The organism is Paenibacillus sp. NPDC056933 (assembly GCF_042674385.1).
GTDB lineage: Bacteria > Bacillota > Bacilli > Paenibacillales > Paenibacillaceae > Paenibacillus.
Genome location: NZ_JBHUQN010000001.1, coordinates 105,386 through 120,771 on the forward strand (window position 1 = coordinate 105,386; position 15,386 = coordinate 120,771).

General features: G+C 47.8%; 12 protein-coding genes. 6 read left to right on the plus strand and 6 right to left on the minus strand.

The annotated features are described in order from the left end of the window. Positions 1-235: 235 nt before the first annotated feature. On the minus strand, positions 236-2,005 hold the full coding sequence (locus tag ACFTRD_RS00450; protein ID WP_379376951.1) for an alpha-glycosidase: 1,770 nt from the start codon (positions 2,003-2,005) through the stop codon (positions 236-238). Positions 2,006-2,259: 254 nt separating this feature from the next. Further along, positions 2,260-2,838 (minus strand): hypothetical protein, encoded by a 579-nt coding sequence (locus ACFTRD_RS00455; RefSeq protein ID WP_379376953.1) that lies wholly within the window; start codon positions 2,836-2,838, stop codon positions 2,260-2,262. A 206-nt stretch (positions 2,839-3,044) separates the two neighbouring features. On the opposite strand from ACFTRD_RS00455, the gene ACFTRD_RS00460 reads away from it, so the two are divergent. Continuing rightward, positions 3,045-4,202, plus strand: coding sequence for an epoxide hydrolase family protein (locus tag ACFTRD_RS00460; RefSeq protein ID WP_379376955.1), 1,158 nt, complete (start codon positions 3,045-3,047; stop codon positions 4,200-4,202). Between the two features lie 347 nt (positions 4,203-4,549). Continuing rightward, complete coding sequence (locus tag ACFTRD_RS00465; RefSeq protein ID WP_379376957.1) at positions 4,550-8,062, plus strand: glycoside hydrolase family 2 TIM barrel-domain containing protein; 3,513 nt, start codon at positions 4,550-4,552, stop codon at positions 8,060-8,062. Between the two features lie 154 nt (positions 8,063-8,216). On the opposite strand, the gene ACFTRD_RS00470 is transcribed toward ACFTRD_RS00465, so the two are convergent. Next, entirely contained in the window at positions 8,217-9,785 is a 1,569-nt protein-coding gene (locus tag ACFTRD_RS00470; protein ID WP_379376959.1) for a stalk domain-containing protein, read from the minus strand. A 195-nt stretch (positions 9,786-9,980) separates the two neighbouring features. Between ACFTRD_RS00470 and ACFTRD_RS00475 the strand changes: the two genes are divergently transcribed. The 4 genes from ACFTRD_RS00475 (at position 9,981) to ACFTRD_RS00490 (ending at position 13,028) form a co-directional block, all read left to right on the plus strand. Next, positions 9,981-10,454, plus strand: coding sequence for a DUF4362 domain-containing protein (locus tag ACFTRD_RS00475; protein ID WP_379376961.1), 474 nt, complete (start codon positions 9,981-9,983; stop codon positions 10,452-10,454). Positions 10,455-10,945: 491 nt separating this feature from the next. Continuing rightward, complete coding sequence (locus ACFTRD_RS00480) at positions 10,946-11,932, plus strand: DUF4183 domain-containing protein (protein ID WP_379376963.1); 987 nt, start codon at positions 10,946-10,948, stop codon at positions 11,930-11,932. An 82-nt stretch (positions 11,933-12,014) separates the two neighbouring features. Continuing rightward, entirely contained in the window at positions 12,015-12,299 is a 285-nt protein-coding gene (locus ACFTRD_RS00485) for a DUF4183 domain-containing protein (protein ID WP_379376965.1), read from the plus strand. A 588-nt stretch (positions 12,300-12,887) separates the two neighbouring features. Further along, entirely contained in the window at positions 12,888-13,028 is a 141-nt protein-coding gene (locus ACFTRD_RS00490) for a hypothetical protein (protein WP_379376967.1), read from the plus strand. A 287-nt stretch (positions 13,029-13,315) separates the two neighbouring features. On the opposite strand, the gene ACFTRD_RS00495 is transcribed toward ACFTRD_RS00490, so the two are convergent. The 3 genes from ACFTRD_RS00495 to ACFTRD_RS00505 form a co-directional block, all read right to left on the minus strand. Beyond that, a complete protein-coding gene (locus ACFTRD_RS00495) occupies positions 13,316-13,717 on the minus strand; it encodes an ester cyclase (RefSeq protein ID WP_379376969.1) in 402 nt (133 codons plus the stop codon). Positions 13,718-13,796: 79 nt separating this feature from the next. Then, positions 13,797-14,144, minus strand: coding sequence for an ester cyclase (locus ACFTRD_RS00500; RefSeq protein WP_379376971.1), 348 nt, complete (start codon positions 14,142-14,144; stop codon positions 13,797-13,799). A gap of 63 nt (positions 14,145-14,207) precedes the next feature. Further along, on the minus strand, positions 14,208-15,362 hold the full coding sequence (locus ACFTRD_RS00505) for an SGNH/GDSL hydrolase family protein (RefSeq protein ID WP_379381082.1): 1,155 nt from the start codon (positions 15,360-15,362) through the stop codon (positions 14,208-14,210). Between the last annotated feature and the right edge of the window lie 24 nt (positions 15,363-15,386).

Genomic DNA, 15,386 nt, shown 5'->3' on the forward strand with positions numbered 1-15,386 from the left:
AGGGTTCCCCTTTTTTTGACTTTAAGTGATAAACATATCTGCATCAGCATTATGCATCATTCAATTCAACACGCTCCAGGGCATAAGGCCTGGACGAATAGAAAACATTTCAGATCTAGATCTTGCTGATTGAAAGACGCTATTTGGATTTATGCAAAATGCACATATTACTGTGCAGTATTCTTGCAAATGACCTGGGAAGGCATCGAGAAAGCCTCATAATTCAAGTGGAATATTAAGCGTTCACATGTGACTTGACATCCAGCTGCAACAGGGAGAAACCGTACGCATCCAGCTCCAGCTCCAGCTTGTTATGCTGAGTCTCCTTGGTGGTGGCTGAGAATACATCACGCCAAGTCCCTTGGTGCAGCGGCAGCTCCATGCTGCGGGGTTCTTCGCTTGCATTCAGAACGAGTACAAATTGTTCCCCGGTATCCTGATCCTTGCGTCCAATGGCAATGCACGGATCTCCAGCTTCAGCGTATATCATCGTAATGTCCGCACTGCGCAATGCAGGGTGTTGTTTGCGCAGGGCAATGGTTTGGGTGAAGAAGTCGAGCAGATCCTTGTTCTGCTTCTGTTCGTCCCACTCCATACATTTGCGGCAACCTGGATCATAGCCTCCATCGAGCCCTACCTCGTCACCATAATAAATACAAGGAGCACCTGGATACGTAAGCAGCAGGAGGACGGCCAGCTTCATTTTGCGTACATCTCCCTCACATAAGGTGAGGAGTCTTGGCGTGTCATGACTACCGAGCAGGTTGAAAGCAGCTTCCGTTACAGGCTGTGAATAAGCAGCGAGCAGTTTGCCAATCTCGTTGGCGAATCCGAGACCGTCCAGCTTGCCGAGCACGGCAAAGTCCATAACTGAATTCGTGAACGGGTAGTTCATGACCGCGTCAAATTGGTCCCCTTGCAGCCACATGATGGAATCATGCCAGATTTCGCCGAGCAGATAGGCATCCGGATTAAGTGATTTGACCGTTTGCCGGAATTCACGCCAGAATTGATGGTCCACCTCATTGGCAACATCCAGTCTCCACCCGTCGATTCCCATATCCTGAATCCAGTAGCGAGCTACTTCCAGCAAGTATTCTTTGACCTCGGGATGCTCCGTGTTCAGTTTGGGCATAAGGGGTTCAAAGGCAAAAGTATCATACGTGGGAATACCGTCCTCGATTCGAGCCGGCCATTCTCTGACGTGGAACCAATCCGCATAACGAGAAGCCGCCCCTTTTTCAAGCACATCCGCAAATGGAAGAAACTCTCTCCCGGAGTGGTTGAACACCGCGTCCAAAACAACCCGTATGCCACGTGCATGGCATGCATCCACGAGTTCCTTCAATTTCTCATTGGTGCCAAAGTGGGGATCGACCCTCATATAGTCTGCGGTATTGTACTTATGGTTGGTTGTAGCCTGGAATACCGGGCAGAAATAAATGGCGGTAATGCCAAGCGCACTTAGATGGTCGAGGTGGTTCAGAACTCCTTGCAGATCACCTCCAAAAAAATTGACAGGAGTCGGCTCGCCGCCCCAAGGTTCAGCGTTCTTCGGACTGATCGACGGATCACCATTGGCAAAACGTTCAGGAAAGATCTGATAAAACACAGCGTCCTTGACCCACGCTGGCGGTTCGAAGATATCTGCCGGATTCATAAATGGAAAATCGAAAAATTCCAGCGGATGATCGGGCAGAGCCTGCTCAAATCCCCGTTCCGTCATCCAGACCGATTCCTCTCCCTTAATCAGTTGGAAGCCGTAGCGTAATCTGCGGTAAGGTGGTTGCGCTTCCACTTCCCAATAATCGAACAAGGCATCACGGGCAAAGATTCGCATTGGAAGGTGGAGAACCGTACGATCCCAGGCATATTTATCCCCGATGATGGCAATTACGGCATCCAGGTCTCCCCGTTTGGAACGGAGTCTCAGATGCATGGTCGAACGGTCATACACGTAGGACCAATTCATTTTGGGACGATGATAAATGGCTTCAAGTAACATGGTATTCACTCCTTGTATGGGATGAATCATGCAGCTATAAACGCAAAAAAGGCACAACCCCAATGTTTACGAGGTTGTACCTTTCGGCAGCATAGCCTTTTGATTATACTGCTATTATACGAAGTAACTTGGAAAAAGAAAACACTTTTTTTTCCTTAATTCTCAATTTATCGAATTCAAAACGCAAGATGCGTTTTCGCTTCATATATGAGATAAGGTGATTTGGAATCACCAATCCATTTGGGTTCTATTTACTAAAATTCATACCCAAGTTTATTGGCATAAGCAGAGATTTCTTTGTGATACTTCTCGATGCTTTTCTTGCCGACATCAATTTTGGCGTTAGCTTGTTTCAGGACAGCGCTGTTTACCGTTGTTTTGGAGACAGCTTTTTTAGCAAGTTGGAATCCCTCCAGCTGTGTATAGCTACCTTTGATCAAGTTGGCATGGATTTTTTGCAGCTCCGCATTTTGCGGCTTGATCAACTTCAGCTTGGATACATATTTGGTGTAGTTAGGAATCGCTGTGTTGGTCAATTTCAGGAAAACGGACTTGCGATTGGAGGATGTAATGTAAAATCCCCCTCCCAAAGCATTGAAGGCTTTCTCCTCATATACGGCTGCGATATCCAGTTGATCCAGGTAGTTCAAGAAATCCTCTTCATCGGCTGTAAGTTCCGGCTCTTCTTCTGTCGTGTCAACTTCGGTGTATCCGTCTTCCGAATATGTAGTCGTTGAGTCATCCGCAGCAGCGGCATAGGACCCTGCAGGTGCGAATACCCCGCCGAGCAAAACAAAACTCATAATGATGGATAGTACCCATGATTTCTTCACGTTCTAATTTCCCCTATCTATATATGTGATATTATTCCAATGGATAATCTAACATAGCTCGACAAGAAATTACAGGAATCAATTGGCAGAGATAGAATTTACGTATGGAGATTTTAAGTTTGTTTGCTTCACGTATAAGCGTGCAAGATGCAAGTTTATACGGATATAATAGCGTTGTGAATCAACAAAAAAGGGAGGGAATCTGGATGACTGTTAAACATTTTCATATCCATGTCTCCGATGAGATTCTGGAAGATCTGCAATATCGGCTGCATCACATCCGTTGGCCTGATCAATTGGTAGACTCGGGTTGGGAGCGAGGAACGGATATAAGTTATTTAAAGTCACTCGTTTCCTATTGGAGAGATCATTATGACTGGCGCGCGCAAGAGTCCAAGTTGAATCAATTTACCCAGTTTCGTTGCCAGTTGGATGGAATAGATGTTCACTTCATACATGAACGTGGTAAAGGGCCTAACCCTCTGCCGATTATTCTTACTCATGGATGGCCCGACAGCTATCTTCGTTATCAGAAGATAATCCCTCTCCTGACGGACCCTGCTAGTTACGGAGGTAATCCGGAGGACTCTTTTGACGTCATTGTGCCTTCATTGCCTGGATTTGGATTCTCCAGTCGCCCTGATCAGCCAGGTGTCAACAATTCTCGTGTATCCCGGATGTGGGCCGAACTAATGACCACGGCGTTAGGCTATCACAAATTTGCTGCTGCGGGTGGGGATATCGGCTCTGGCGTTACACGTTATCTGGCATCCAATCATCCTGAACTTTTAGTGGGAATCCACTTAACGGATATTGGTATCATTAGAGATCTCTTATCTTCACAGGATGAGGCTGGACGTTCGGAGAAGGAACGGGAATACAAGAGGCATGCTTCAACATGGATTTCGCAAGAGGGTGGTTATATGTCCATTCAATCGACGAAACCTCAGACGCTCGCGTATGGACTTTCCGATTCACCGGTAGGTTTGGCCGCCTGGATCATTGAGAAATTTCGTGCATGGAGCGATTGCAAAGGTGATCTCCATCAAATATTTAGCATGGATGAGTTACTGACTCATATTATGATCTATTGGGTCACGAACACGATAGGATCATCCACGCGTATGTACTACGAAAATTCGCACTCCTTGCCCCCATTGGGCCGGGTAGAAGTCCCAACAGGCATTGCCATCTTTCCTGCAGATATCGTGCTTCCTCCCAAATCCTGGGCGATGCAAAACCTCAACGTAACACGTTGGACCTCCATGCCAAGTGGGGGGCATTTTACGGCTTTGGAAGAACCGGAGTTGCTGGCTGAGGATATTCGGGCATTCTACAGATCTATTCGGGCAAGGAATAATTAATGTAGTGATATGAGTATTTTGCATAATTTCAAAGAGCGTCTTCCATCAGCGATCGACCGAAATGCTTCTATATGTCTAGACTTGTACCCTGGAGCGAGTTGATTCGAATTATGCAAAATGCTAATAGGATTCAATGGGAGACTTCGTAAGGTTCCGATTTGGATAAATCCATTTTGGACCGTTTTTTTTCTTAAATCGGTCCAAAATGGACGTACAAACGCGGGTCAGATGATATAATCGGGGAAGTGTTAATGTTTCATCATATTATGTTCGAAAAGGTTTTCGGGGATAAGTCTATTTTTGTTTGTAACCGCAATCATAAATACACACAGGAAGTGAGAACTGAGATGAATCAGAAAAAGCTTTTTACAGATGGATGGAAATTTGCGAAAAGTAAGCTGGAGGTTTCGGAACCTGAAGGGTTAATTTTTGAACCGGTCGAACTTCCTCATGATTGGCTAATCTATAATACGCTTGAACTGTATGAGGACAGCATTGGATGGTACCGCAAGACATTCCCGTACACGAAGGATGAGAAGCAGGTTCTGCTTTGCTTTGACGGGGTGTACATGGATTCTTCCGTATATGTGAACGGTCAGCTTGTGGGGGAATGGAAGTACGGCTATTCGGCTTTTGAACATGAAATTACCAATGAGCTGGTGGAAGGCGACAATGAAATTGTAGTCAAAGTGGTGCATCAGAGCCCGAACAGCAGATGGTATTCCGGGGCCGGAATTTACCGCAATGTGTGGCTGAAAACGAGAGATCGGAATCATATCGTCACAGACGGTACCTATGTGTCCATTCAGCAGCAGCCAGAAGGTTGGCAGGTGGAAGTGGATACGGAGCTGAATCTCGACCAGAACGCACAACTGGTGCACACGATTTGGTATCAGGGTAAGCAGATTGTATCCAGCAAAGCGAACGTTACCGCCAAAGCGGATAAAGACGCTGGACATGGAGAGATACAGTCTGACAGCCAACAGCTGACGGTAGATCATCCGAAGTTGTGGAGCCCGGATGAACCAAATTTGTATGATCTGGTAACGCAGCTGCAAGTGGTTACAGGTGAGCAGGGCTATGAGACGATCGAGTGCATCACGCAGCGCATCGGCTTCAGGGATATCAAACTGGATGCGAGCGAAGGCTTCCACCTGAATGGGGTCAAGATGAAGCTGAACGGCGTGTGTGAACACCATGATCTCGGGGCGCTGGGGGCTGCTTTTAACCTGACGGCGCTGCGCAGAAGATTTGTGCTGTTGAGGGAAATGGGCGTCAACGCAATCCGTACCGCTCATAACATGCCTGCCAAAGAGTTCATGGAACTTGCGGATGAGATGGGCATGCTGATTGTTTCGGAAGCGTTCGATATGTGGGAGAGAGCCAAAACTCCTTACGACTATGCGAGATTTTTCCCGGAATGGGCACATACCGATGTGAAGAGCTGGGTGAAGCGTGACCGTAACCATGCCAGTCTGATCATGTGGAGTATCGGTAACGAAATCTATGATACCCATGCGGATGAGCGGGGGCAGGAAGTCACTCGCATGCTGATGGAGTATGTACTGGAATTTGACCCCAAAGGGAATGCAGGCGTGACCATTGGTTCGAACTACATGCCGTGGCAAAACGCGCAAAAGTGCGCCGATATTGTAAAGCTCGCAGGCTATAACTACGCGGAAAAATACTACGACAAGCATCATGAGGAACATCCGGACTGGATTATCTATGGTAGTGAAACGTCGTCTGTGGTGCAGAGCCGTGGGATCTATCACTTCCCGTTTGAGCAATCCATTCTGGCAGATGATGATGAGCAATGCTCGGCGTTGGGTAACAGTACAACAAGCTGGGGCGCGAAGTCGGCAGAATACTGCATTTTGGCAGAACGGGATACCCCGTATTCATTGGGTCAGTTCCTGTGGACCGGATTCGATTATATCGGGGAGCCGACACCGTATCATACGAAGAATTCGTATTTTGGACAGCTGGATACAGCAACGTTTCCGAAAGATTCCTATTATATCTACCAAGCAGCCTGGACGGATTATAAGAAGAGTCCAATGGTTCACGTGTTCCCTTACTGGGATTTCAGCCCTGGTCAGCTCATCGATGTACGCGTGTGCAGTAATGCGCCGAAGATTGAATTGCAGCTGAATGGCAAGACAATTGGCACGTACGATATCGATCATGCAAAGGGAACCCAGCTGGCTGGCTGGTGGAAAGTGCCGTATGAAGAGGGTGAGCTCAAAGCTATCGCTTATGATGAAAACGGCAACGTTATTGCAACCGATGTGCAAAGATCCTATACCGATGCGAAGAAGATTCGCCTGCAAGCCGATCGGGAGCAGCTGCAAGCGGATGGTACAGATCTTATGTTCGTGGAAATTCAAGTAGAAGACGAAGCAGGCAATCCCGTGCAAAATGCAAATAACCGAGTGCAGGTCCAAGTGACAGGTGCAGGCCGTCTGCTGGGTCTGGATAACGGAGACAGCACCGATTATGATCCATACAAAGGGCTTAGCAGAAGATTGTTCAGCGGTAAACTGATGGCGATCATCGGGGCAACGAACGAATCGGGAACCGTGCGGATTGAGGTGACTTCCGAAGGGTTGGAAAGTGCGGTTACTGAGTTCGAATCGCGAGCCGTTGAAGGCGAAGGGAATCGTAACTTCAGTGATTCCGGGGCCGCCGCTGCCAGTCAGGAGCAAACCGTGCTCATGAGTAATACGGATCGTCCGGTATTGACGGGACGCGCGCAGGAGATTCCTTTGCGGAAAATCGAGATTATCAGCGGAGGTGGGCAGCTATTCGATCCATCAAAGCAGGAGATGACGGTGAGCGCCAAGCTGTATCCAGAGAACACATCCTACCGGGATATCGAGTGGGCCGTGGTGAACGATGCAGGGATCGAATCCAACATTGCCAAGGTCGAAGTGATTCATGCGGAATCGGACGTGGATGGAGATAGTCAACATGTAGTGAAGGTCATGGCGCTGGGGGATGGAAAATTCCGACTTCGTGCGACAAGCAGCAACGGTACGGATAAAACGAAACTCATCTCCCAGCTGGAATTCAAAGCAACGGGTCTGGGCACGGCTTACAAAGATCCGTACGGTTTCATTACGGGCGGACTGTATGATTACACCAAAGGGGATGTCGGTAACGGCAATGAACGCGGGGTAGCGACAAGCCGGGATGGGGAGACGCATGTGGGCTTCCGTAATATCGACTTCGGGCCGTACGGCTCCGATACCATTACGATTCCGATCTTCGCACTGTCCAGTGAGGATTACTTCATTCAGATCTGGGAAGGCATGCCGGATGAAGGGGGAAGCACACTGCTTGCGGATGTGGTGTATCAGAAGGAATCCAGATGGAATGTATATCAGGAAGAGACCTATCAACTGTCCAAGCGACTTAGCGGGATCACGTCGATCTGTTTTGTGCTGAAGCAGAAGATTCATATCAAAGGCTTCTCGTTCGAGCGCCAAAGCCGTGCATTCGAGCAGAACACAGCTGCATCATGTGATCATCTCTACGGGGATACATTCAAGATCGAGGGCGCTCATGTTGAGGGGATCGGGAACAATGTATCGCTGGAGTTTGAAAATATGGACTTCACGGCAGAAGGCACATCCAAGCTTGTGATCTATGGGCGTTCTCCTATTGATAAAAACACGATTCATATCCGCTTTGCGGGTGAGGATGGACAGAGCAACCAACTGGTTGAGTTCACACAGTCCGATGGATATGAGGAGCGCGTATTTGAGCTTGAGCAGGTGAAAGGTGTGCAGAAGGTGACCTTTATTTTCCTGCCGGGCAGTCAGTTTGACTTTGGCTGGTTCCGGTTCGAGAAGTAGGACGCATGATGTCCAGTAAGTGAAACGCTATCTTCCATTGCTCCAACGGATGGAGTGTTGTGGTGCTAAAAGAGCAATCCCCTTCAAGTAAACGGTGTTCGTTAAGAACAAGACGTTTATCTGAAGGGGATTTTTTCTATGCTATGCGGCTCGTTTAGCGTCCTGAATCTTTCTGATCAGCATCGTCAATGGTCAGCATAGCTTTTTCTGAATCCCACGACACGTTCAATCCCAAACCACGCAATACCTCAAAAGGCACTGTGGTTGCTCCCGAGTAATTATTTAAGGGTTCAGGCAGCTGCATGACTTGTTCCCTAGACGTATCTGCGGAAGTAATAACATACTGTGTTTCGTGAGGGAGGATTGTGATTGTCCGATTGTCATATTTCAACGTATAGTGGTCCAGGCTACCTTCCACCTCATGAACCTCAAATTCTGCTCCGAGTGCTGCGGCGATGGCCTTAATTGGCAGCTGCACGGTCTTAGGCGTTTCAACAGCGGCATACAACGACTGGAACAGTTCACCGTTCAGATATACATCTGTACCAATTTTGGCTTGAACGGGTTTATAAACCATGCCTCCCGATGATGTTGCAGGTGCACCCGCTTCCTCGTATTTATCACTTCCCCAGCCCCAGACGCTTCCATCCGAGGATAAGGCAAGACTGTGGTAATATCCTGCTGAAATATCAGTAATGCCGGATAGATGGTTTACTTTTCCTTCTTTGCCGTTCACGGTCCTTCCGTAGCTGTACACCTCACCGGATGTCGTGAGTAATAACATATATTGCGAATTTCCATCCATCTTCTTCACCTTGAAGTCGTAATGAAAGCCGAACGCTTTTCCTTTCTCGTCCAACCCCCAAACTTTCCCGTTCTTATCCAGTGCAAGCAGGGATGTATCTGAACTTGTGATCGATGATATGTTGGTCAGGCCTTTTATCTTGGTAGGTTTGGACAGGACTTTACCGGGTTCGTCGGGCTCGTTCCACGTCCATACGGACCCATCTTTCTTCAGAGCATATCCATGCAGACCTGCCGTTCCAACCTGGATGATATCTTTCAGTCCGCTGATCGCATGCGGTTTACGTAAGTGATCAGAATCGCTTCCTTGAGCCGCCGGGTGCTGCCATGACCAGACTGTCCCGTTCTGGAGAAGGGCGACGGTTAAAGTACCAGTCACCACATCCTTCGCAGAGAGGATGCTTTCGACTTTGCTGGGTAGTTTACCAGCACCCCACTCCCAGACGGTTCCATCCGCCTGAACGGCTGCATTAATTCCACCACCGGCGGCCGAAATAGCTATTACATTGGTTAGTTCCGGTATGCGGGTAGGACCAGATGTATGACGATATCGTACCTTTTCGCTCACACCCAGCTCTCCCAGCAGATTGCGGCCCCAGGTCCAGACCGAACCATCACTTCTCAAGGCAACACTGTAATAATAAGCTCCCTCTACAGCGGTATAATGGAGTTTCTTCTCTGTGTTTGTTGCAGTCGATCGAACAGAAGTGTTACTGGTTGAATGCTGTACGTTAGGGGCTGCATGAGCATTTGGCTCAGCTGTCAGCTCAATCAACAGGCTTGACACAACTAATGCTGTAGCCATTGCAATGGCGAGTCGTCGGACCGTTTTACCTTTACCTTTGTTCCTATGATTCAAGCGTGAAGTAGAGCCTCGTTTTTCTTTTGCTGTATCATCGGATGGGTTAACCGAACGCATGGTATCGCCTCTTTTTCGGATGAGATGGATGTGAATGATGCATTGTTATATAAACGCTTTTTGAAGGATTGAAGTTACATACCAATGATAAAATTTCTTTTATATTGAAGTGCGCTGAGTGTTATTTAAGTTATTTCTAACAGCACATAAGTAACATGTACGGAGACTTTAGTGTTGTAAACATGAGGTGATTGGATGAAAAGAGTACTGCTCACGCTTTCGTTAGCGTTAATGTTGTTAACAGCTTGTGAGGCAAATGATCAGACAGTGGATTCTCCAGTGATCTTGAATTCATTTCCGGAAATTATTGAGCCACATAACCCTGAGCAAGCGGAGCAAAGCGGGGATGTTGTTGTACTTCTCGAAGGAATACGGAACGGGGATAAATGGACTACATTTATGAAAAATGTGAAGGGAAAACTTCAGGATCAGGTCCGAGTTACGATGTATACCATTGAAGGTGGGGCCATTATCCATGAATTGATATACGATGGCAAAGCCATTCAATCGACTTATGATAACTCAAGGGATCTCTATGGCTCCAAACAGGGAAGGACGACCAACACCTGCAAAGGGGTCGGGACGATGAAGAGTGAGCAAGGACGTGTTTTTTACGTGTTAACCGGGTGTGAGAAGAAAGGGAGTACTTTTTCCATGCCCAAGCTATGAAAGGGAGATTCAGAAATACGGTTAATGCTGCAAACAAATAATCCTGTGAAGCCGAGGCTTTTCAGGATTATTTGACATTAGCTCCTGTGAAACGAGGATTGTTATTGATAGTATTCCTGAGAACAGAGGGCTCCATTAGGAATGTGAATTTTTATAATGTTCGTGAGGACCAGCTGTTCAATTACGAGAAAATTTTTGATTTGAAAACATACCCGCGCATCTTGTTTTTATTGAAGAAAATCAAATCATTCTTGAAACACAGCAGCCTGAAGAGATGGTTAAGTTTTATGAAAAGAAGTAGGAGAGTAATTAGCTTTCTTGAGATATTGAGAGTGGAGAATGAACGATTAGTAAGACAAAGGACTATGGCAGGAGCTGTTGTCTTTTTTATTGGGCATCCTTTCTAGTTATACGCACACTCTCCGAATGTGCTAATGACATATATATAGGGCATACACATTGTGTGCCTTGGCCTAAGGAGAGTGACCGTTTTGAGGTATCTGAATAAGAGGATAGCTGCGTCCAGCCAATTAAGGTCCAGACGTTCCACACGAAAATGCAGAAACAAATCTCCGGGAAAACGCAGGATGTGCCATATTATCCGTAAACCTTGCCGGAAAAAGCGGCGCTACCTCCGACCGAAGCGCCCAATAAGACAACTGAAAGTAGTCTGTGGCAAAAAAGTCATTGCTTTGCCGAGGGGGATTGGCGTCAACCCGGTATTTCCGGAGCCCGGGTCCCAGCTCGCTCCGATGAGACAACATGAAACGGAGACGGTCGGACCGCCCGGAATGCAAGGTCTAGTTGGGGAGCAAGGTGCCGAAGGCCCTGCTGGCCCTCACGGCGAGCATGGCCCACCGGGGTTTCCCGGAGCCCAGGGGCTTGTCGGCCCACCCGGAGCGGAAGGTCCCGTCGGTCCTCCCGGAGTGCCGGGCGTGCCAGGACTCCCCGGCTCCCAAGGCCCCGTCGGCCCTCCGGGCAAGCAAGGCGAACCGGGCCTGCCCGGAGGACAGGGTCCCGCCGGACCTCCTGGTGAGCAGGGGGTACCGGGGCCTCCCGGTTCCCCGGGCCCCACCGGCCCTAAGGGCGAGCAAGGCGAACCGGGCCTGCCCGGAGCGCAAGGTCCTGTCGGTCCTCCTGGTGAGCAAGGTCCGCCGGGCAGCGTACCCGGAATTGAGATTGTTCCCGCGGTAAACCGTTACTTCTACTTTCCGGAAACCGATCTGGATTTATCGGCCCCGGTTACGATTCCCGCCATGGAATTCATGAATGACGAAGGCGATAGCGCAACCGAATTTGCCGGGCTTGGACTTACCAGCTTCAACAATCTTTATATAAACGGGATTGTCCAGCCGCGCAATTCATATGACGTAAGTGTCGACATGCTGTTCTTCCCGTCACAAAGCGGTGTTCTCTTTGCTGGAACGCCAATCATTGTGGAGATAATTCGACTAACAGCAAATATAACAAATGGTTAAATTTGGTCAAACCTCCTCGTGACTTCGCCTTCACTACTCTCGAATCTACCACATATACTATGTCAGGTAGGAGGTGAGAACTATGCCACTCGTAACCCCATTTCAGAACAGTGTAAGATTTGCTGCAACCATTGGTGACGGAACGGGTACCGGAGCAACGTTTGCGATTGCTGCAACTGCTTTTACGAACGACGCCGGTGCAGCTGCAACGGCATTTCCAAGCACGTTCAATTATTACAATCTTTATATTAACGGCATTATGCAGACAGCAGATACTTCCACTGTTACAACCACCACGATTACGATCCCTGGAGGCGACGCACTGAATGCTGGAATTCCAGTTGTCGTACAATTCGTAGTGTCTTAACGCTTACCTGAATCATGATGCATCATTACCTTGTTCGGCTTCTATCGTAGATAGAAGTCGTTCTTTTGTGCGCCACGAATGGCGATTAACTAGGCGGTGAAAGTCCGCTGTGGGGGTTTGTAGTGACCAAACCACTAGCCAAAAGCAAGGGTGTCCATCGCGAGGTAGAATCTGAAGGAAGCTGGAGGCAAAATTCCGATCCGAGGAATACGAACATCATCAGGCATAAGGCATGGGATGAGTTTGCAGTTCGAATCGCGGTTGAAACAAGATTTGTCATGAGAAGTCAGCAAAAGCGATACTACTTCATGAAGTCGAGGTCATGGAGGAAGGGCTGAACCTTAGGAGGTGTTTAGTCAATGAATGTTTCCAAAACAGGAGTAAAGGGCAGCCAACTTCTAAAGGAAGGCTCACTGCAAAAGAATAGTGCGGAACACGAAGGATATGTGGGAGTGCACGTCCTGTGAGGATAACTGAAAACAACAACACCGACGCAAACAAGTTGAAGAATGTGCTGCTTGAACAGATTGTGAGTAGAGACAACCTGAACCAAGAATACCGAAAGAAGACGGGAAGAAGAAAAGAAACTTGGGAATCCCAACGGCGGTAGACCGAGTGATCCAACAGTCCATCGCACAGGTACTTACGCCCATCTATGAGAAGCAATTCTCAGCGAATAGTACCGCAGCCCGCGCGATAAAAAAACTTGATCTTGGGGTGAACATGTAGAGATTTTGATCGTTCCTATGGGTATCTGATGCTTTTTACAGACCGTAATCGCAACGACCTTCGACAGATACAAAAGACTCGTATGAGGAAAAGGATGTCGAGGGACAAGAACATAGTCCCATAGAAAGTCGCTAATTTAGCGGATTTTCTGTTTTGCGGGTACAAGTTCTTGTCCCGAGCCAAGGACAAGAACTTGTACCGATTGCCGATGAGATAAGTTTATAACTAACGTACTACCGTCCCAAGTGTTGGCTCGGTAATACGTTAAGCGTTGTATTTACGTGAAGTTAGTTGCCTCGAATTTGGCTCCACATGGTCACCATATCGATCCAGCCCCGATGCTCGGCGATCTTGCCGTCCACAACGTGATATTGACGGTACAGCGTGACATCAATCGTATTGCCCGTGGGGGCAGTTCCAAAGAACATGCCTTGATGTGTGCCTTTCACAGTCATTCTCACGAGCACCTTATCCCCTTGACCGATGATCTCTTCCACGGTGTATTGTTTATCAGGAAATGCCTCCAAGATCGTTGCTGCGAATTTTTTCAGGCCATCCTTGGATTGGTAAGCGAGTTCTTGATAATCGTCGGACAGAAATCGATCCACAGAGTCCAATTCACTCTGATTCCAAAATGCCTCGATAAATTGGTTTACCGTTTCCACATTGTTTTGTTCCATCGTTTTCATACTTAAATATCTCCTTATAAGTGGGTTATTAGGTTATTAGGAATTGACTTAACGACGAAATGCCGTTCTTCATAGGCGGTTATTGAGCTTGGATTTGAGGCAAAAGCGTGGCCGTATCGAACCAGCCGCGGTGATCAGCGATGTCCCCGTCGATGACCCGGAATTCGCGGAACTGTGTTGCCTTTACGGTTTTTCCTGTAGGTGCATTTCCTGCAAAATGGCCAGCATGCACAGCCGCCATGAAAATTCTTGCGATGACCTTCTCGCCTTGGGCCAGGATTTCATCCACGGTAAACCGCCGATCCGTAAAAGCCTCCACGATTTGCGGGGCAAAGAATTGATCGGTCTTTGCCAACATGTCCTGATTCGCAATGTCCTCGATAAACGCGGTCACCGCTTCTGCATTTTTTTGTTCCATCGTTTTCATACAAAACATCTCCTTTTGTATTGTTTATTGAAACCAGTTGTACCGGGTCAAACCAAATCAGATTTATAACAGGGACAATGGAATACAATCGGCTAATGCTTTGAATCCGGCATCGCAAGGATGAAGATGATCGCCGAAATCATAGACGGGAAGCAGCTGTTCGGGATGCTCGGGATCAGCCAGCGCAGTGTTAAAGTCGATAATACCGTCAAATACTTCGTTGGTCAGGATCCAGCGGTTCACTTCTTGCCGGATGAGCTCCTTCTCATTGGAGTAGTACGGAGCGCCGCCAAACGGTGGGAGGGTACCTGCAAAAATGCGTAGTCCCTTCTCATGAACCCTGGTTGCGACCCCCTTCAGTCCAGCAATAAGCTGATTTGCTGTCGCATTTCCGAGTCCAATATCATTGATTCCTTCGAGAAAGATCACATCGGTAACTCCAGAATGTAAAAACAGGTCACGATCCAGGCGGGAAAGCACGCTCTCTCCACCTATTGGCATACCAATCTCTGGCCCATTTTTCAATATTTGATTGCCAACGATTCCCGCATTGAGAACGGAGATCGATTGGGAGGGATGTTCTCGACGAAGTCGTTCAAAGAAAATATCCGGCCAACGATGGTTAGCATCTGAAGTAGACGTACTCCCTTCTGTAATGGAATCGCCAAGTGCGACAATGACACGAAAATGCTCATCTTGCGTTAAAACCTCCATACCGGATAGCCAGTAATATGAATGAAGGTTATTTCGGAAAAAATCCGCGTTGCTATCCTCGGCATGATTCCCCTCGGCAACATAAGTGGACCTAGGAGGCGAGAAATGCCATGTTGAGGTTCGGGTCGACTTAGGAACATAAACGCTGACAGCTACGTCAACATGCTCGTTTAATTGGAGATCGACAGGGTCCGTATAAATTTCTTCCCCTGCAGGAATGGCGATGTTGAATTGACCATTCAAGGTAACTTGCCGACCAGTTCCGGGAACGATTCCCTTGTCTTTTGCGGCTAAAGCTGCAGTTACTGTGCCGAAGACCGCAGGCTCGGAACCGTAAAGATTGGAAAACTTCAGGCGGATCTTGGAACCGAAGGCATGCGGATGTATAATCATTCGGATGGTCTGATCCTCGAATCGCTCTTCGGCAAAGTTCCCATCAAAGTACGTTTGACTTGCAAACCAAGATCCCACCCAATGGCTGTCAGAATACTTATGTTCATTCATTATCAAGAATAAACAACTCCTTTG

Coding starts and splice junctions, on each gene's coding strand:
- ACFTRD_RS00505 (WP_379381082.1), bottom strand. CDS start 15,362: ATGAATGAACATAAGTATTCTGACAGCCATTGGGTGGGATCTTGGTTT.
- ACFTRD_RS00465 (WP_379376957.1), top strand. CDS start 4,550: ATGAATCAGAAAAAGCTTTTTACAGATGGATGGAAATTTGCGAAAAGT.
- ACFTRD_RS00495 (WP_379376969.1), bottom strand. CDS start 13,717: ATGAAAACGATGGAACAAAACAATGTGGAAACGGTAAACCAATTTATC.
- ACFTRD_RS00450 (WP_379376951.1), bottom strand. CDS start 2,005: ATGTTACTTGAAGCCATTTATCATCGTCCCAAAATGAATTGGTCCTAC.
- ACFTRD_RS00460 (WP_379376955.1), top strand. CDS start 3,045: ATGACTGTTAAACATTTTCATATCCATGTCTCCGATGAGATTCTGGAA.
- ACFTRD_RS00470 (WP_379376959.1), bottom strand. CDS start 9,785: ATGCGTTCGGTTAACCCATCCGATGATACAGCAAAAGAAAAACGAGGC.
- ACFTRD_RS00485 (WP_379376965.1), top strand. CDS start 12,015: ATGCCACTCGTAACCCCATTTCAGAACAGTGTAAGATTTGCTGCAACC.
- ACFTRD_RS00475 (WP_379376961.1), top strand. CDS start 9,981: ATGAAAAGAGTACTGCTCACGCTTTCGTTAGCGTTAATGTTGTTAACA.
- ACFTRD_RS00500 (WP_379376971.1), bottom strand. CDS start 14,144: ATGAAAACGATGGAACAAAAAAATGCAGAAGCGGTGACCGCGTTTATC.